Annotated in this window: 14 protein-coding genes; 1 reads left to right on the plus strand and 13 read right to left on the minus strand. The window is 38.6% G+C overall.

All coding sequences use genetic code 11. The features are described from left to right. Positions 1-6: 6 nt before the first annotated feature. From GUY17_RS12530 to GUY17_RS12590, 13 genes are all read right to left on the minus strand, one after another. Complete coding sequence (locus GUY17_RS12530; RefSeq protein WP_162023339.1) at positions 7-795, minus strand: type VI secretion system accessory protein TagJ; 789 nt, start codon at positions 793-795, stop codon at positions 7-9. Between the two features lie 14 nt (positions 796-809). Continuing rightward, on the minus strand, positions 810-2345 hold the full coding sequence (tssC, locus tag GUY17_RS12535; RefSeq protein WP_162023340.1) for a type VI secretion system contractile sheath large subunit: 1536 nt from the start codon (positions 2343-2345) through the stop codon (positions 810-812). Positions 2346-2396: 51 nt separating this feature from the next. After that, positions 2397-3890: a type VI secretion system contractile sheath large subunit gene (gene tssC / locus GUY17_RS12540; RefSeq protein ID WP_011637822.1), complete on the minus strand. Its 1494-nt coding sequence runs from the start codon at positions 3888-3890 to the stop codon at positions 2397-2399. Further along, positions 3890-4390 (minus strand): type VI secretion system contractile sheath small subunit, encoded by a 501-nt coding sequence (gene tssB, locus GUY17_RS12545; protein ID WP_101086874.1) that lies wholly within the window; start codon positions 4388-4390, stop codon positions 3890-3892. Before tssB ends, tssC (GUY17_RS12540) begins: the two co-directional genes overlap by 1 nt. Positions 4391-4431: 41 nt before the next feature. Continuing rightward, on the minus strand, positions 4432-5538 hold the full coding sequence (gene tssA, locus GUY17_RS12550; RefSeq protein ID WP_162023341.1) for a type VI secretion system protein TssA: 1107 nt from the start codon (positions 5536-5538) through the stop codon (positions 4432-4434). 287 nt (positions 5539-5825) lie between these two features. Beyond that, positions 5826-6593 (minus strand): PP2C family serine/threonine-protein phosphatase, encoded by a 768-nt coding sequence (locus GUY17_RS12555; protein ID WP_162023342.1) that lies wholly within the window; start codon positions 6591-6593, stop codon positions 5826-5828. Continuing rightward, positions 6584-7315, minus strand: coding sequence for a type VI secretion system-associated protein TagF (gene tagF, locus GUY17_RS12560; protein WP_162023343.1), 732 nt, complete (start codon positions 7313-7315; stop codon positions 6584-6586). The genes GUY17_RS12555 and tagF overlap by 10 nt, the downstream gene beginning before the upstream one ends. Continuing rightward, the gene (gene tssM / locus GUY17_RS12565; protein ID WP_162023344.1) at positions 7297-10845 is read right to left on the minus strand and encodes a type VI secretion system membrane subunit TssM; all 3549 of its coding nucleotides are present in this window, start codon (positions 10843-10845) and stop codon (positions 7297-7299) included. Before tssM ends, tagF begins: the two co-directional genes overlap by 19 nt. A 23-nt stretch (positions 10846-10868) precedes the next feature. Then, a complete protein-coding gene (gene tssL, locus GUY17_RS12570) occupies positions 10869-12158 on the minus strand; it encodes a type VI secretion system protein TssL, long form (protein WP_162023345.1) in 1290 nt (429 codons plus the stop codon). 24 nt (positions 12159-12182) lie between these two features. Beyond that, positions 12183-13511 (minus strand): type VI secretion system baseplate subunit TssK, encoded by a 1329-nt coding sequence (gene tssK, locus GUY17_RS12575; RefSeq protein ID WP_101086868.1) that lies wholly within the window; start codon positions 13509-13511, stop codon positions 12183-12185. A gap of 24 nt (positions 13512-13535) precedes the next feature. Next, positions 13536-14006 (minus strand): type VI secretion system lipoprotein TssJ, encoded by a 471-nt coding sequence (tssJ, locus tag GUY17_RS12580; RefSeq protein WP_101086867.1) that lies wholly within the window; start codon positions 14004-14006, stop codon positions 13536-13538. Positions 14007-14024: 18 nt separating this feature from the next. Continuing rightward, positions 14025-15377: a type VI secretion system-associated FHA domain protein TagH gene (tagH, locus tag GUY17_RS12585; RefSeq protein ID WP_162023346.1), complete on the minus strand. Its 1353-nt coding sequence runs from the start codon at positions 15375-15377 to the stop codon at positions 14025-14027. A gap of 53 nt (positions 15378-15430) precedes the next feature. After that, positions 15431-17416: a serine/threonine-protein kinase gene (locus GUY17_RS12590; protein WP_162023347.1), complete on the minus strand. Its 1986-nt coding sequence runs from the start codon at positions 17414-17416 to the stop codon at positions 15431-15433. A 319-nt stretch (positions 17417-17735) separates the two neighbouring features. Here GUY17_RS12590 and GUY17_RS12595 point away from each other — a divergent pair, with 319 nt between their 5' ends. Next, entirely contained in the window at positions 17736-18227 is a 492-nt protein-coding gene (locus GUY17_RS12595; protein WP_162023348.1) for an OmpA family protein, read from the plus strand. The last annotated feature ends 304 nt before the right edge of the window (positions 18228-18531 follow it).

The raw sequence follows: 18531 nt of genomic DNA on the forward strand, positions 1-18531 counted from the left end.
CAGGGCCTACTGCAACACTGGAGTGGTAACTTTAGTCATTTGATTTAATGCAATAGCATTATCATCGACAAACCACATTTTTAAGCCCTTGCCAGCAACAACATTAGTTGCGATTTCATGCCAATCGGTTTCTCGTCCCAATTTTTGCGCATCAGTTTCACTGCCACCATAAGTCATTGGAATATGCGCTTCTCCACTCGGTCCATTTTTAATGGCTAGATCAACCCGGCGCCAAACCGTTTCCAGTAATGAGGTCACAGGTTTAAAGTTGATATAGTCAATTTCAGATAACTGCGCTAAATAGAAATTACCGTCAGTACCAAAAATTTCTATAAAACCACCTAAAGTGTCATCTAAATCACGAATTTCTTGATGAGTGATATCATTTAACACTAAGTTAACTTCGGGACGCAGAGTTTCAAGGCTGCTCGCACACTGAGTCACATCATCTTGAGCATCAACCATTGCTAAGCGTAATTTCATTAATGCTTCAACATGTGCATCAGACTCAGCAAAAAGTTGCGGTACGGCTTTGCCTGCCATAAAATCTTGTCGGGCTTGTTCAGCACGGATCAACTGACGTAAATTTGCTGCGCCAATTAAAAAGTCGGGATGCTTTTGCACTAAAAAGTTTAATTGTTTGTCTGCACGTTCCAGCTCACCATTAATACACAACAACTCAACATGTTGACCTTTTAAGTCAATATTCATCGGGTCGTCTTTTAACTGTGCCTCAACTAACTGAATTGCATCTTGTAGTTGGCCGCTCTGCAGCATTTGTTGAATTTGTTTCATTTGATACCTTTATCTTAATTTCTTGATGTCAGTTCAGTGACCAATTTAATACTGGACACCATCTGATCTAATTGAAAATGTGGTTGTAACTGAATAATCGAATAGAAATGCCCAGGCTTGCCGCGAATTTCTTTTACCTGTACTTGGGCACTTCGCAGTGGGTATTTACTTCTTACATCATCTGAAGACACATCTGAAGCGGTAGTGTATTTATGCAGCCACAGCTGTAGCTCTCGCTGGCAAGCCTCTGCAGAATGAAGTGAGCCTATTTTTTCACGACCTAATACTTTGATGTAATGAGCAAAACGTGAAACACACAAAATGTACTGCAACATCGATGATAACTTTGCATTAATACTGTCTTCCAACAGTTCATATTTAGGTGGTTTCTGAACAGAAGCATTACTGTAAAAAACTAAATGCTCACAACCTAATACCGGAGATAAAGGAATAAAACCTTGGTCAGAAATAGACTTTTCCGCCCTATCACTGATTAATAAGTCCACCGATGGCTTCATGCGTTTCCGATACAAATCAGGCTCATATTGACTCACTGCAAGATCGCAAACTAATCCTTTCTTACGAGCCCCAGGCTCTAGCCCACGGATATGACCAAACCAGCCAGATTCACTAAATGCACGAATTAATACCCCACCGAATGCATAAGCAGCATTGCCCCATAAATGATCTTTTTTAGGGTTTTTAATTGATTCCTTAAACTTAAATCCTTCGCTACGAGTACCATCAATGAGATAAGGAGAACGCATAAGAATATTTGGCATTGTTAAGCCAATAAAGCGAGAATCGTCCATTTTACGTAACGAATTCCACTTAATGTACTCGTGTTGTTCAAAAATTTTGGAAATATTCATATGAGCAGATAAATCGGAAAAATCATCAGCACCGAACAATGAAGGACTGGCCGAGGTAATAAAGGGCGCAAAAGCGGCCGCGGCAGTGCGGGAGATTTCTTTTAAAATATCAATATCATTAGTAGATACACCTGGACGGCTTTTATGAGTGATTTGATAATCACCAATTAATGTGCCGAAGGGTTCGCCACCAGACATGTCGTATTCATTGTTATAAATCAGTTTAAAAAAATCGCTTTGATCAAACTCAATGGCCCGATTAATGTCTTTAGACAAGGTTGTCCAACAACAATCGAGCATTTTTACTTTCACTTTCTGGTCTTTATCATGTAAATCTTGCTGTTGAACAAGATAAAGTACTCCGCGCCAGCTGGCTTCTAACGCCTGAAATGCATCATGATGAATAATAGCGTTAAGCTGTTGTTCTAATTGTCTATCAATGCGATCAATGGCTTTAAGAAGGAAAGGTAAAACAGATGTTTTATCGAATTGCTCAAGCGAATGGCTTGAGTTTTCAAGCCAAAGCAATAACGACCTAGTCGAGTCCGACTCTCGCAAGAACCGTTCGACTAGGTGTTTATTTTTTAGTGCCTGTGTCGTCGAAGATACTGGTTTGTTAACACCAGTATCTTCTTTGAAAATTTCACTTGTTACAAATGAAATGGTTTCATGCGGCATCGTTTGTTTCTATCCTTGAAAACAAATGAGGGTCACTGCATTAGCGCGTGATTATCCTACTTTAGGGATCTTCGCGACTAAACGTAAAGAGGCTGTAAGCTCTTCCATTTGTAACCAAGGACGTAACCATGCAACTGCATTGTATGAACCAGGTTGACCAGGGATCTCTTTAACTTCAACTTTTGCGTCTGCTAATGGGTACTTGGCGCGTATCTCTTGCCCACCACCTTCTGAAGCATTAACAAACGATAAAATCCAGCGATTTAACCAAGACTCGACATCTTCAGCTTCCATAAAGCTACCAATTTTGTCTCGAGCCATCACTTTAAGATAATGCGCAAAACGTGATGTTGCCATTAGGTAAGGTAAACGTGCAGAAATGGCCGCATTCGCGGTAGCATCATGGTTAGACATTATTTTAGGTTTTTGGCAAGATTGAGAACCAAAGAACACGGCATAATCAGTATGCTTATAATGACATAGTGGTAAGAAACCCAACTTACTTAATTCAGCTTCGCGACGATCGGTAATGCCTATCTCTGTTGGACATTTTAAATCTGGATCACCGTCATCACTGGTAAATACATGAGCAGGTAATCCTTCAACCTTACCACCACCCTCGGCGCCACGGATTGCGGTACAGAAACCATATTTGCTAAATGCTTGTCCCATATTAGTTGCCATAACATACGCGGCATTCATCCAGCAATAGTCATCATGATCAGCGACTTTAGCACGGCCACTTTCTAAATCTAATTCGAATTCTTCATAGCAAAACTCTTCAACAGGTTTTGTTGCTTCACCATATGGAAGACGGGCAAGCACTCGTGGCATGGTTAAGGTGACAAAACGAGAGTCATCACTGTCACGGAAAGAGCGCCATTGAGTGTATTCTAAAGATTCAAATACTTTTTCAAGATCGCGTGGTTTACTGAGTTCAGTCCACTCATCAAAACCAAATAAAGAAGAACCAGCAGCAGAAACAAATGGGCAGAAGCCAGCGGCTGCAACATTAGATATCAACGATAATGTTTCAACGTCTTCAGGATGATTACTAAACTCATAATCGCCGACTAAACAACCATAAGGCTCTCCGCCCGGGGTGCCAAATTCTGCTTCATAGATTTTTTTGAACATTTGACTCTGATCAAACTCAACTGCTTTACTCAAATCTTTGTGAAGTTCTTTTTTAGACAAACTCATGACACGAATTTTAAGCGTTTCATTTGTTTCAGAATTTTTCACTGTATGATGCAATCCACGCCAACTGCCTTCCAGTTTTTGCAGTTCTTCATTGTGCATGATGGCAGCTAATTGCTTAGAGATAATGTCGTCTAATCGAGTAATCGCCTTGTTAAAAGTCACTGTGAGGTTTTTATCCCACTGTACAGTGCCTTTCAAGGCTTCTTCCGTTAACGAACGAATAAGCTCTTCAGCACGCGAAGAATCGGTTTGCTTGGTTGCAAAAATTGCTTGCTCTAAAATAGAAACACTTTGTGCTTGCTCTTCAGATACAGCATCTAATGACGCGGCTTCCATGCTCATTATTCCGCTCCTTTGAGGTTAAGTTCACCAGCTAATTTATCTAGGCTAGTAGTGTTATTTAACACTTCTTCTAAGATATTTTCGAGATTCTCAGAACGATCAACTTTGGTCATCAAATCACGGAGTTTGTTACGAGTTTCCATTAATTTTTTTAATGGTTCAACCTGATTAACAATGGCAGCAGGCTCGAAGTCTTCGATGCTGCTAAATTGTAATGCAACCTTCATTTCAGTATCGTCACCGGCAAGTGTGTTAGGCACTGAAATGTTTAATTGGGGACTCATACGTTTTAATACATCATTGAAATTTTCACGATCGATTTGCACAAAACGGCGGTCTTTCAATGGTTTTAAATCTGCGGTGTTGTGTCCAGTAAAATCACCTGTAACACCGATAACAAAAGGCAGTTCTTTTTTTACAACTGTACCTTCAGTTTCGACATCATAGGTAATATGGACACGAGGTTTTCTTACTCGCTTTAATTTATCATGTACACTCATATGAACTCCTTTCAATAATATGTTGAGTAATCAACTACAGATTAATCTTCCGTTTTTATTCCAGATAACTTGAAGAAACCATTCCTTGCTTCACCATCTTGGATTAATTCTTGTAACAACTCAGGCAAACTGAGATCACTCCAACGTATAACTTGTTCAATGGCATAAGACATAGGCGAATGTGGTTCGGTACGTCTAAAAAAGTCCGCTATTGTTTCAAGATTATTAATGGCTTGTGCTCTCGAGTTAAGCTGCCCATCAACACCTGATGACGTTGTGCTGTGGTCATTAGGGTCGCTGTGTTGTTCTTTTTCGTGATGTTGTTCTTGTTCAAGGTTTGCTTTGTTTTTTGCAATAATGGGAGCCGTGATAGCGCTGATTTGTAGCGCACATGCTTCTAATGCCTTGCGAATGTAACTGGTAGGCTGTGGCTCACCGCTCATGGCAGCATCCATGGCAGCAGAAAGTTTGCTAAAAGCAGCGATGGCATCTTGAACATCACGGTCTAATTCAATAAAGAAACTGTCAGAGGTTTCTCTTATGCTATGTTCGACATCTTCAAGTGACACTGAACCTGAATCAAAACGTTTTTCTTGTTTGTCTTTATCTAGACGACTGGTGTCTAAAGCTTGCTCATATTGCCAAGTAGAATAAATGACGCCACCATCAGTGATCGGAATAGTTCTGATTGGATGAATTAAAGAACCTTCGCTTTCGATACCGTTTAAACCAATAAGCGGCGCAATGCGCTCTGCCAAATCATTTGGTTCAGGTGTTGGGTAAATAGTGTCCCAATAGCGCTCAACGAGCTCTGTAGCTAGAGTGAAACCAAAACAAAGTCCTTTAAAACCATATAACCTGCAAGCTGCCTCTATAAACCAAGCTACATATTCAATATCTTTTGATTGTTGTTTTAAGATGCCCGGAACTTGTTCGAAAATCGGTCGCCATTCAGCTGCAACGGACAATACATCTTCTTCGTCAGTTAGTGCTTTACGCTCTCTAGAACGTGCAATATTTCGCACATCTTTAAGTAGATAATAAGTTGATGTCGGACTTATATCTTCACGAGGATCAACTCCTGACTCCGCATCAATGGTAATGGGAAGAATTAATTCATCAATTGTTAAATTCTTTAGCTTACTCAATCTAATTCAATCCCTGAATAAAAACGATTAATTTATAATAATAAAAGTATAGAACTTCAAAAACAATACTTATTGCCCTTTAATAGAAGCAAAATACAATATAATGCCAATAACTAATTACAATGGATAATCACAAAAAAACAAAAACACCCCATGTGATTACACCCAATATAATTACGTTTGAAATAATGTTACAGCACATCTAAATACAACATTTATAATTAATGGCTATCGACAATTAAACTCATCAAACAAAAACACTTATATGAGTTTAATTCATCAAAACATTAACCAAATATTGGAATTGTTTTATCACTATCATCAATGATATTTATTTTTTTAGGTGTATTTTTAACAAGAATGCAGGTGACATTATCTCGTGCATTCCTGACTAAAGAGGCATGGAGTAGTGCCATACCGGAATCAATGATATTGCCAGACTTTATTGTTCGTTCAATTTCAACATCATTTAATTCTTTATTTAAACCATCGCTACAAAGTAAAAAGACATCACCCTCTTTCATACTATCGGTGCGATAATCTATGTCTAATTGTGAGTCAACACCGACAGCCCGAGTGATTACATTCGCTAATGGATGAGATTCAGCCTCTTCAGGTAGAAGTAACCCTTCATCAATCATGTCATTAACTTGACTGTGGTCTTTAGTGACTTGCTTCATTTGTTGATCTCGTAACAAGTAAATTCGACTATCGCCTACCCATAACAAGTGATAGTTATCTTGGTATAACCACAAAACAACGACAGTACTGCCAGCCACCTTCCCATCAAATTCATGCTCACTCATTTGTTGCAAAAAACGATTGCTCGCAATAAGCGACTGTTTTAAAACATCTAATGTAATAGTCTCTGGTTGTAAATGTTCAACGGCCTGCTGGATGCCATCAATCACTAATTGACTTGCGACATCTCCTGCTGCATGTCCACCCATACCATCTGCAACCACCCAAATACCTAAATGTGGTAATTCAAGATATGCATCCTCGTTGATTGCTCTTACGGTGCCTCGATGAGTTAATGCATGACTTAAGTGCATGATGTTTGATCCTTAATGAGCTCTGCAGTATTCCAACCACGCTGTTGCCATTGGCCATTTAACATAGAAATAAATTGACTGATCTGTGGTAAACCTTCAGTAATAATCGTGCATGGTTCAACATCGTCAGAGCCTTCTGTCCACCAAATGCTGTAACGATCAAAGCGTTTTCTGTATTGCTGGTCCAGTAATAAAAGTACATCAGGAGAATTGTCGCCTTGAAATACCCACGCTTTCTTGTTGCGATCCAACGATTCGCTCTCGAGTAGCTTGTCGTTATTGGCGGCAACCGTTAAAGTCTCTTTTGTAATGGCATCGAACCATTTACTAAGAACAGTATCATCTTCAAGCACTTGTAATATATTCTGTTCAAAAACCTCAACCCACTGATTGTCTTTCCAACCTCTTAAAGCCGATTGATTATGTAATCCTGCTAATGTGAATGGATAATGGCGACCAACATGGTCAACACTTGGTATGACGGTCCCGACAACAGCTTGGTCGCAACACACACCGGCAGATAACGAAAAATGCCATATGGGACTCGTCAGATAATAATCCAACCAATTGTGTTCGGTTTGTTCTTTACTCACCGCAATAACAGCTTGTAACCAGTCATTCCAATTTTTAAGAAAATCAACATTTAAGTTCTGCTGAATAAAATCCCCTTTTGAGGGGACTTTGCCACAGTAACCTACTGATGTTAAAGATTCGCAGGACATCTAAACTTCTCCATATTTGCCATCCAAAATGGATTGTTAACACTGTTTGCGGTCAATTTCAGTACAGCATTGTAGCCTTTGAGATTGATGAGTAACTTGCCATCTTTTTTAGTTTGTGGACGCTTTTTACTTAATTCATCTAATAATTTGAAGAATGACCATTCACCTTCATATTTCTTATTGATAGAGCGCCCGCCGTTAGGAGGTGAAAATGCAATTCGTGTTTCGTTATTTGCTCCAGGGCCAGGCCAGGTAAATAACTCTTTGCGAGTAGGACCGTGTCGATACTTCAGCTGTTGGCTATCTATTTCGAATAAAAACATACTCACACTTCTATCTAATAATTCCGGTTCTAATGAAAAGTTAACAATAGGCTGCTTAGATCCCGGTTCGAAAAATGCTTCTTTAATAATTTCTGCGCGTTGATACATTTCTAAAATGTCATTACGAATGCCGATATTACGCTTAAAACGCCAAGGTTTTTTGCTGGTATCGACATGTGAAGCGAGGTATTGATCCCAAAATTTATCTAAGGTGCCGCCATAACCAAAAAACTTACTGAAGTCTTTTAGTCTGACATCTTCTGACGATTTTCGGTCAAATGGGTAACGCCCTGCGATCGCTCGATTGAATTCAGCCAACACTTGCGAACGCCAAATACCATTGAAACGCTGACTTTGATTGGATTTAGCAAACGAGCGAGTACGATAAGCCACTTCACTTAACCAATTTTTTACTGGATAAGGTAGATCCATCAATTGCTCAGATAAACTAGAACCTAGTTGAGCAAAGCTTTCTTCTGTGGCTTGATTAACAACGTTACCTTGTCCTTCTGACTGCATTGATAATTTATTGTAGTTTCGATTAAGAGCCCGCAACGTCGTTTGAATTTTATCAATGTCAGCAGGATTTATTTTGAGCAATTCTGCAAAAGCAAATTCTACATCTTTGCCAGGCAAATCAATATCTAACTCTATTGCTGTATCGGGTAACAGTCTATTTAATCGTGCTTTTTTAGACCGAAATGCAACATCAGAAATATTACCGGCCACTTCCGCCGCGGCCTTTAAATTATTTGAATCGGCAGGAAGCTTAGTTAAATTCACATTTTTCTGAACTGCGGTAATAATGGTTTTGATCGGTTGATCTGGGCTCGCAAGCGCTGCAGTAACACTCTCAGCTTCCTCACGTGTTGAATATGGTTTGATAGCAAGGTCGCTTAAGAAATCTTCCCAATAGAAAATATAATCACGAATGTATCTGTTTTCTAACTCTTGGGTAATCTGCGCTTTCGCTTGTTCGTCTAAATCAACTAACTCATCACCATAAACCCAACTGTCTGCGGTTAGGTTTTTTATTATCTTATTCTTTTCTATACTAAAAATGCCATGAAAACCATTAAAAGTATAAAGACCAGGAATACCTTGATTAAATTGGCGACCACTGATGAACACCAGGCCATCTAAACTGTCTACACCCAGAATATCAACCAGTTTAAAATCTGGGATACTGCTGTTTGAAAAATCACTTTTTAAACGCTGATATGCGCGCTCAACCAGAGGTAACATGGTCAAATTAATCCGGGCACTATCCACTGTCATACTGTCATATTGATGACCTCTAATCCCTAAAGACAGTAATGTATCTATATGCTTATTTAACTCCTTTCTAACCTCACCATTTACATCACCAACCAGGTTTCTATCGATATAAGCCGAGAACCAGACTTGCACATCACTTTTGTCAAAATGCTCGGGAAAATACAACATTAAGTAGGTTTTCAATGTCTCATAGAGGTAGTTAAGGTGCCCACCATTAGCGTCCATTTCTGCACTTAGCACACCTTGTAGGTAAGGCATTAAATGTGTTTCTAAAGCACGGTGATAAGCCGCTGTAGCAGGTTGTTTAAGCTTATCTCCTTGATACAAACCAAAGGTATATGCATCCTCAGGCTTGTCAGTACCAAAACCAACAGGGAGATCACGAATTAATGTTAATCCTTTGGTAAGTGTAATCACATCAGACTTAGCATTTAACCCACCACTGGTAACCGTTTTATATGCTGTGACACCTTGATAGGTATCATCAATCAATTGTCTATTCCAATCATAACTTTGCCACCAAACATAACTCGCAAACAAAGTGACACCTGCAGCAATGCCTACTGATATTTTTCGTAAAAGTTTATTATGGTTTGTATGCTTGCGATTGGTCGATGCTAAATTTTTCTCTGGAAAAATAACATCTTCTAATAGGCGTTTAATAAAGTAGCTGCGTTGCTTATTGGCGGCGAAGGTTTTAGTTTTACTCTTAATGCCACTGGATAAGTGACTAGAAAGATGATCAATTGGGGTACCTTCTTGAGTTGCGCTGGTTAAATAAACACCACGCAATAGCGGTGCTTCTTCGTATGCATTAGGCGCGAAGATCTCTTTAAGAAAATCATCGGCTGAGCTCTGTAATAACCGAAGCTGCTTTGGAAACTCATAGATGGCCGCACGACGCTCTAGGTCGCGTTCGTTTTTTAAACGGCTATTTAATCTTGCATTTAAATTTAATAATAAATCATGAAATTCTTTATTAAATGAACTGACAATATCAGTGTCTTCTGTATCGGCATTGAGTGGGAAGGTAATACCCCAAATTTGTTCACAATCTTCTTTGGTTAAATCATCAAAAAACTCATTAAACCCAGCAACTAAATCTGATTTCGAAAATAAAACATATACCGGAAAAGTCATACCCAGTTGATTTTGCAGTTCTTGTAAACGCTGCTTAATTGCGCGTGCGTGTAAATTTCTCTCTGTCTTGGTTTGGTTTAACAAATCAGACATGCCCATGCTGATTATCACCCCATTAATAGGACGAACTGGGCGGTATTTTTTCAATAAACCCAGAAAACCTTGCCATGCCCGAGAGTCTTGTTTTACATGACTATCTTGAGTCGTATAACGACCCGCCGTATCAATTAATACTGCCTTATTGGTAAACCACCAATCACAATGTCTTGTTCCTCCAACGCCTTCAATCATATCTACGCCCATTTTTTCTTTTAATGGGTATTCAAGACCAGAATGTTGAATAGCTGTGGTTTTTCCACTTCCAGGTGGACCAATCATGATGTACCAAGGTAATTCGTAAATACTTTTATTTTTAGTTAACTTGGTATTTTTAAGAATATCTAATGCTTGGGTCATTTTATTTTGTAAAACAGTGATTTCACTTTTTGCTAAGTCATCACTGGCCACAGAGCTACCCTCTTCACCATTAATTAAGCTATCAACCATTTTCTCGCTTTGTTTTTTATTCTTGAGTTGTCGAGAAAAGTGAATGGCACCAAAAATAATAACAATAACCAGTAGTAAGATAATCCGTGTGGCTGCTGATGCTAACGGTTCATACCCCGCTATAGCCACTAAAGGGCCACCAAACCAAATAAGTAAAGCCAAACATAAAAAACCTATTATGGTAATTGTCCATTTAGACTTAAGTGTGTCGACAATTCCTTTGCCAATTGATTTTAAAGACATTGATGCGATTCCTTTGTGTCACACTAAAACAATAAGTCGATTTCGATTCGACGATTTAACGCGCGGTTCTGTTCACTGTCGTTCACCACACGGGGCTCAGACTCACCACGACCTTCGGGCCACAAGCGGCCACTTAGCGATGAGTTATTAGCGAGAACGTTCGCAATCGACGTTGCTCTTGCTAATGAAAGATGCCAATTTGATGGGTATTTAGACGTAAAGATTGGCTCATCATCGGTATGACCGGTGATCAATATTTTGCCATTTGTGCTCTCTAGCGTCAGAGCAATTTTAGCTAAAATAGCTTCAAAATCTGAACGAGGTTGAGTGTTACCAGAAGCAAACAGTTCAGTCGCCCCAATGCGGATCCTCACACGATCACTTAATTGTTCAACTTCGAGTAGATTCTTGCCAATTTCAGTTTGTAAAAGTTGTTGCAGTAATAATGCTTCATCACGACTAATTTGTTGTTGCGCATCAATGGTTTTCTCCCAAGGCACAATCGAGGTCAATTCTTTATAAGCCTCTGATGAGTAATTGTTGATGCTATAACTAAAACCCATATAGATAAATAAAATAACCACCCCAAATAATGCCCCGATAACCCATAAAGGAAATGGCTGCTGGAAGGTTAGATTAGGGACAATATTCTGTCGCCATCCTGGTGATAATTCTCGATGGAAATCGCCTTTGCAAGATTGAATGGCTAAATACGTTTTTTCACGTAATGCTTCTAGTTTTTGATCGCCTTGAGGCTCAACTCTCATTTTGCCAACAAAACCAAGAGTTAAACATAAATACATCAACTCAAGTAAATTACACTTTTCAGAAGGATGACGAAGTGAGGCGTCAAGCAAGGTATAGAAATATTCGCCACCCAAGGTTTCATTGTGAAAAGTAGAAAGTAAACTGTCAGACGCCCAATAGCTTTGCTCTCCCCAAGGCGTATTGAGGACCACCTCATCTATAAAGCAACACAAGCAATATCGAGCAGACTTAATGTCATCTGACGCTAAATTTGCATTACGTAATTGTTGCTCATAATTCTTGATGAGTTCGACACAATGCACCCGTAAAGTATTGACATCATCATGCTCGGTACTATTTCGTAACTGAGTACAAATAGATAAAAGCGTACCCGCAAAATCAACGATTGGGTTTTGCGATAAGCTTAGTTGCGATCGGTTGTCTCGATTATCGGCACGATGATCTTGGATCAAGGTTTTCTGACTATCATCATCGACCTTTGTTTTATTGCCAGCCATACCCGACCCTTTCCCTGGGCGAGGTTTAACGATGGTTTTATCGTTCACAAAATTATCCTTAATGTTTTGGCGTTAAATACTCACGGCCCAAAGTTCAATTTGTAACTCTGGATATGCTCCAGAAATATGCATTGCTACACCGCCACTTGATTTAAGCTTTATCCAATGGCTATTATTTTTATCTAATTGAAAATAGTGATAACCCGCATGGTATGGCACCTGTCTTGGCGCGACTGGGAGGTTGGATATTCCAATACCGGGTAATTGGTTATTAACCAGTTCACGAATGGTTTCAACTGACCCTATTTTAATTTGTGAAGGTAGGCGTTGACGAAGCTCATCATGCGGAACATTTGCTTTAACAGCGAGAATAAATTCAGCATTATCAAGCATACTTTTGTCTGCAATCGTCGAGAAATACACACCAAATTTGGTCTTCTCTAGGATCAGCTCTGTGGCACTTTGTTCCAATACACTACTTAAGCCATGATTAACAATTACCATAGTGTTACTAAACACATAGGTTAAATTATCATGTTGATAGACAGGAAATTTTGGCGGTCGCTTGTTGGGACTACTGAACGTTGAAAGCTCACCAGAAAAACTAATGAGTGTGCGAAATAGCAATTCTGGATGAATATGACTAACAACCCCATAATGTTCAAAAATAGGTTGATACTTATTCAAAAGTTGTAACATTAAAAAGTCTGCTATCGAACTGGAAGTCCCTTGGGATTGACTTAAGCGACCGGCTATGGCTTCTGCACGCTGATTAATCATGCCAGTGACTTCAGTTGTCATATTCATTAAGGTTTTAATGTGTTCAATGCCAATACATGCCGGAATAAACTTTTTATCTAATCGAATCACGCCCTCTTCAGACACATCAATAACCCGAGCGATCGCAATTGAGACGTAGCCTGAGCGATCTTCCGTTTGTAACTTTAACCGACAATCTAATTTGGCAACTTGCAGCACTTCCATAGCATCAGAGCCAACGCTTGTGTCAACAATGTTGTGATCTTCATAGCTGTAGCGAGTAATTTGATTTTGTTCAGAAGATGAAATATTCATCCCATTGCTTTTCGCAACGGGAAGAACAAGATAAACAAGTTGGTCCAATGTACCTGCTGGGACAGTAATAGCCGTTGGTAACGGGCTCTGCTCAGGAAGACAAGCCAAGGTGTTATCAGGAAAAACACAATCGATGCGGTCTAACCCAAATTGCCCCAGTGGTAGTAGGCCATAATTGACTTCATAGCTCACAACCCCCCAAGCAAGTGGATTGTTATTCTTGGCAGTTCGCGCTTGTTGATGTTGCAAAAAACGTTCTTGCTGCTGCATATGTTGCGGACGAAGAAACATGCCCTCTGTCCATGCTATTGGGCTAAAATCGCTCATAATTTCCCTATTTATTCACAACAATTATTTTTCAGAGTTATACACAGCTATTTTTTCGATGTTGATAACGACATCATCATAACCAGTAGGATCGACAGCGACGACTGAACGCCAACGAGATGAATCAATATCTCTGTATGCGACAATAACACCAACAAATCGGGTGTTTTGTCCCAGTGTCATGGCATATTCACGCGTTTCTGATGGCTGTAATTCCAACTCATCTTTACGAATAAGATCTGGACCAAGTACACTTTCAGCTGACTCATCAAGGGTAAAAAAATCTTGAGTATCAAAGATAGTTCTTGATGATAATTCAAATATTTTCACCACCACTGGTGATGGCCGATCGTTAATGTCAGGATTGATGTCTGCACTGGCATTAAAGGTAAGATCTGTCGATGGCGGGACGACAGCATTAATCGTTTTACAGCCAGAATTAAGTAATAAAAAGCTCACTAATACAATTTGATATAGACCTAACTTCAATTTCATTTATTAGCCCTTAATAATTTATAATGTTTTAATTTTATTGTCGTATGCTTTAACAAAATCATCTGATAATGCAGCAGCACTGTCTTGCATAAATTCTGTTTTTAAATTGGAATGTAAGCTTTTATATACTTTCCATTGGCGCATCTGTTTCTGTCCCGGCACTAACATGTCTGTAAGCGACTGGTTTTGACTTTTGGCTTCAATAAATTCAGGATCTAATTGATTTAGCAATCCACGGATAGCGCCTAATGTGCCTGCAGTTAACGCAGTATCATGTTTTCGACCGTCATTAAAAGCTTCGGTAATCGCTTGTTGAGATGACAAGAAACTCGCACTTTTCCTTAAAAATAAATTTTGAAATACATCATCAATATTGGCCGAAAATTTCAATGGATTATTTTCACGCTGCTGGAATGTTGTTTGATTGATCCTAAACTCAGTTTTCAGCTTTGAACGTTGACGTAGTGATTCCATCAGTCCAGTCAACATAAACTGCATACTTTGGCCCAGTTCAAACATCAACTCTTCAGTTAGCACATTGACATAATCTTGTTCATTGACTCCCATACCCTGAAAAAACGCTTTGCTTAATGCAGATGAAGGGCTTACCTGTGTACTAACGGGTACTTTGGTATTTGGTGACACGGGGGCCACTTTTTTCACCTCCGCTTTTACCGTTTCAGGCACTTTTATAGGGTTAACTGAAGCTTTAGCAACCAGAAGCTCGGGCTCTTGTGGAACAACAGATCGGATATCAGTTTTTGCGTGAGCTTGAGAATGTTGTCCAAAAATATCTTTATCCCATTCTTCTGGAATGGCTACTGGTGGTTGAAAATGGTCTTGTAAATCAGCATTCATCTGCGAGAGACCTGCTGATTGTTGTCGAGATTGGTTCAGTAACATAGCAGAATCAAATCCTGCTAAATCAGATTCAAACCCAGTATCAAGCATTGATGAGGAAGAAGCTGGAATGAGTTTATTTTGCTGCAAAGTAGCAACATGTGGGGCGTCATGTATCTCTTGTTGAGGTTGACTATTAGAGGCCACATGTAACATTTGTAACTTCGCACTGATCTCATAATCACCAAAAGTAAACAGATCATCGTGTTCAATTTTATGCTCACGATTGGTGCCTAACGCTTCGACTGCGCGATTGACATATAATCCGTTGGTTGATAAATCCTCAATGAAAAAATCATCACTGCGCTTGGTGATCCGAGCATGAGTACCAGAAACCACTTTTTCTGGATCAGGCATATGCCAATCACATACATCAGAGCGCCCTAACGTTAAGGTTTCTGTGACATCTTTTGTTATGACCTGCTCAGGGGATAACCTGTGATAACTCACAATCTCTAGCAATAATTCCATTTCTATTACATCTTCCTTCATCAACTTGTTGACTAGCCATCATACCCATTGCGTTATAAGCGTTGAACACCATTTAGACGTTCATACATTTCATTTCCTCTGGCAAATAACTCTCTGGCTGTTTTCAGATATTGCTTATCAAGATACACATTTGCTTGGCGTAAAAAAGAGGCGGCTAAACGTTTATCAAGCGTTAGCAGGGGCTCAAAATCATCGGGTAAATTCGTGGCGAGCCCCCTAACTTCTTTATCAAACTCGTGTAGATCTTTTGGGTTATCTATTGCATCTAACCTCACGGTTAATTGATTAAATGTATCTCGATAATAAACTTCAGCAGCTTCGTATGGATAAACGACCGTTTTACCTTTTGCCGTTAAATCGTGATAGTCATTTAAGCCTTTAACAGCCACTTTCAATTCGGCGCCATATGTAATTAATGACTTAGCCTGCGGATAGTTTGAAAATATATTTTCGCCAGTTGTAATGAGTGCACTTATTTGATTAATATCATGTTTCTTTAAGGCGTTATCAAATGAGCTTGCATAGAGGGCATATTCTTCATTAGACGCGGTATAAACATATCCAGGCTCGACAAATGTTAACCCTTCAACAATGGCTTGAATATTATTACTTCCCTGTTCATTGTAACGGGCTTGAGATAATAACAGGCTCAATCGTTCAGACAGTGCATCTACAACTGATTGTTTACTTCTCTCTGCTTGGTTTTTTATTTGTAGCAAACGAACTGAATCAGGATAAAAACGTTCTATGTCATTAATAATTTGTGCTATTTTTTCATAATTTTGATACAGACCATTATCGCTTTTCGGTAAGGAAGCTATACGTTGCTCCACAATATCCAACACTTCAGATTGATGTGTCTTTAACAAACCATTCTTAATCAGCTTTTTATCTTCTGGAATATCTTCTATTTGGGCTAATAATGCTGAAGCAGGAATAAATTCAAATGCTTGAACTTCGCTTTTGGCCTTATTTGTCAGCGCGACTTTATTTTGTAAGTCGTCTAATTGAATCTGGTAATATTGTTGAATTTGAAATCCACCGATAACAAGTACAACACCCGCAGCAATAGCGGTGAGTAGTGGCCAACTTTTACTGTGGAACTTATTGATAATTAGCTCGATGGAAGGCGCACGTTGTACTTTTTTAAGCGCGAGACCTTTTTTCAACATAGGCCATAATCGTGAACTAATATTTTTTGGTTTAATCAACTTATTGTTGGTGATATCAACTTCATTTGCAGCTACACGGTTATAAGGATGTTTACTTGTTAGTAGCTCATAGCTAATACACGAAAAAGCAAAAATATCGTCTGCCGCGCAGGCATCTTCTCCAGATAACTGCTCAAAACTAGCATAAGCTGGGGTATAACCTGTTAAAGGAGAGTCTTGGTCGAATTCGGCAAATGCGTATCGGTCCTCTCTTTGCTGTAAGTTTTTCGCAACGCCAAAATCAAAAACTTTAATGTTCCCTTGGCGAGTGAGGAAGATATTTGATGGCTTTAAGTCTGTATGGACAATACCTTGTTGATGAGCATACGATAATGCAGAAGCAATCTGATCAATGATTTTCATTGATCCTTTGAAGTTGATGCCTAATGGTTTTGAACGTTTGATCACTTGGTCTAATGATTCGCCATCTAACCACTCCATCACCATAAAGTGAAAGCCATCATCGGTATCTACATCATAAACTCTGATGATATTTGGATGAGAGAGTTTTTGAGTTTGTACTGACTCTTTGATAAGGACTTGCTGAGCTTCGGGTATATCCGATATCTGAGATAATAATACTTTAATCGCAACAAAAGGTTCTGTTACGTTTAATGACTCCAAATAGAGATCTTTGGCGCGGTATATATCACTCATACCACCATGACCAATTTTCGACTCAATTAAATAGCGATTTTTGAAACACTTCCCAATCAAGTTAACTTTATTATTATTTCCAGAATGTTCAAATCCTGCCACAACTGTTTTATCTTCAGCAAAGTGATTTGGTGCTTTACTCTTATCCATAAGTACAGGTTAATCCCTTAATATTATCCTAAAGTATGTAAACTATCTTCCTAGTGAATCAAAATTACCCCAATATGTTGCAGCAAGAAAATGCAAAAAACAACATTTAAAAACTTGCTTAATAACTTTTAAATAAATTCATTAAAATAAACCACCCATTAGTATGTATTAAAATCTAAAAACATTAAAAAGTATGTTTTTAATATGAAAATAAACATCTAATTAACTAAAAAACAGTTTTTCTATTGACCCAATAAAACATTATCGGTAATTTACGATTTCTTTTTAATGGACCACATTTTTAAAGGATTAAACAAATATGAAACGCGTCAATCTTTCATTACCTGTTATTGCGTTATTAACACTTGCGGGTTGTCAATCAGCACCTGTCGTTGTATCTGAACCAATCAAAACATTTTTTATTTCTCCAGAGTGTATTGAATATACATTACAAACAGATAATGAAATGATTATTGGGTTCACACCTGTGTATTTCGAAGTTAATAGTGATAAGTCATACAGTAAGCTTGATACTCACATGTCTTGCGTTGCGACTTACCTCGCCAATAATTCTGATAAAGAACTAAATGTTCAGGGCTTTACAGATGACAAAGGCACAGTTAAATACAATAAAGCGTTGGCACAGCGTCGTGCTGATGGTTTAGTGGAGTTTTTAATCTCTTTGGGCACATCTAACGACCAATTAATTTCGACTACTAAAGTTATTGAAGATAACGGTGTAAAATTAACCAGTTCTGAGCGTTCTAAGACTCGTCGGGTTAACTTTTCCATTACGAATAAATCTTCATAAAAAATGAATTAAAGTATTAATAAAATACTGTAATTCAAGTGTATTTATTATACTTATTATTGAATCTCAGCTTATTACAAAGCTGAGATTCAATAATTTATCAACAAACCCTCAGTTATATCGCTCCTTATTCCATCTAAAAAACCTGCTTACTTATATTATTGTCAATATCTGGACTAAACATGGATTCTCTAAATTTATTTGGAAATGTTAGTCACACGACAGAGCCCATACTGAAGATAATTGTGCTGCGTTAACGCGCATCACAGATAAAACGACTTCTAAAAAATGATAGTATAAAAAT

Origin of the sequence: Shewanella sp. Arc9-LZ (assembly GCF_010092445.1) — a bacterium.
In the GTDB taxonomy this organism is placed as follows: Bacteria; Pseudomonadota; Gammaproteobacteria; order Enterobacterales; family Shewanellaceae; genus Shewanella.

Excerpts from the sequence above, each read along its gene's own strand:
- tssJ (WP_101086867.1), bottom strand. The coding sequence starts at position 14,006 with ATGAAATTGAAGTTAGGTCTATATCAAATTGTATTAGTGAGCTTTTTA.
- GUY17_RS12555 (WP_162023342.1), bottom strand. The coding sequence starts at position 6,593 with ATGCACTTAAGTCATGCATTAACTCATCGAGGCACCGTAAGAGCAATC.
- tssM (WP_162023344.1), bottom strand. The coding sequence starts at position 10,845 with ATGTCTTTAAAATCAATTGGCAAAGGAATTGTCGACACACTTAAGTCT.
- tagH (WP_162023346.1), bottom strand. The coding sequence starts at position 15,377 with ATGGAATTATTGCTAGAGATTGTGAGTTATCACAGGTTATCCCCTGAG.
- GUY17_RS12595 (WP_162023348.1), top strand. The coding sequence starts at position 17,736 with ATGAAACGCGTCAATCTTTCATTACCTGTTATTGCGTTATTAACACTT.
- tssC (WP_011637822.1), bottom strand. The coding sequence starts at position 3,890 with ATGAGCATGGAAGCCGCGTCATTAGATGCTGTATCTGAAGAGCAAGCA.
- tssK (WP_101086868.1), bottom strand. The coding sequence starts at position 13,511 with ATGAGCGATTTTAGCCCAATAGCATGGACAGAGGGCATGTTTCTTCGT.
- tssB (WP_101086874.1), bottom strand. The coding sequence starts at position 4,390 with ATGAGTGTACATGATAAATTAAAGCGAGTAAGAAAACCTCGTGTCCAT.
- tssC (WP_162023340.1), bottom strand. The coding sequence starts at position 2,345 with ATGCCGCATGAAACCATTTCATTTGTAACAAGTGAAATTTTCAAAGAA.
- tagF (WP_162023343.1), bottom strand. The coding sequence starts at position 7,315 with ATGTCCTGCGAATCTTTAACATCAGTAGGTTACTGTGGCAAAGTCCCC.
- GUY17_RS12530 (WP_162023339.1), bottom strand. The coding sequence starts at position 795 with ATGAAACAAATTCAACAAATGCTGCAGAGCGGCCAACTACAAGATGCA.
- GUY17_RS12590 (WP_162023347.1), bottom strand. The coding sequence starts at position 17,416 with ATGGATAAGAGTAAAGCACCAAATCACTTTGCTGAAGATAAAACAGTT.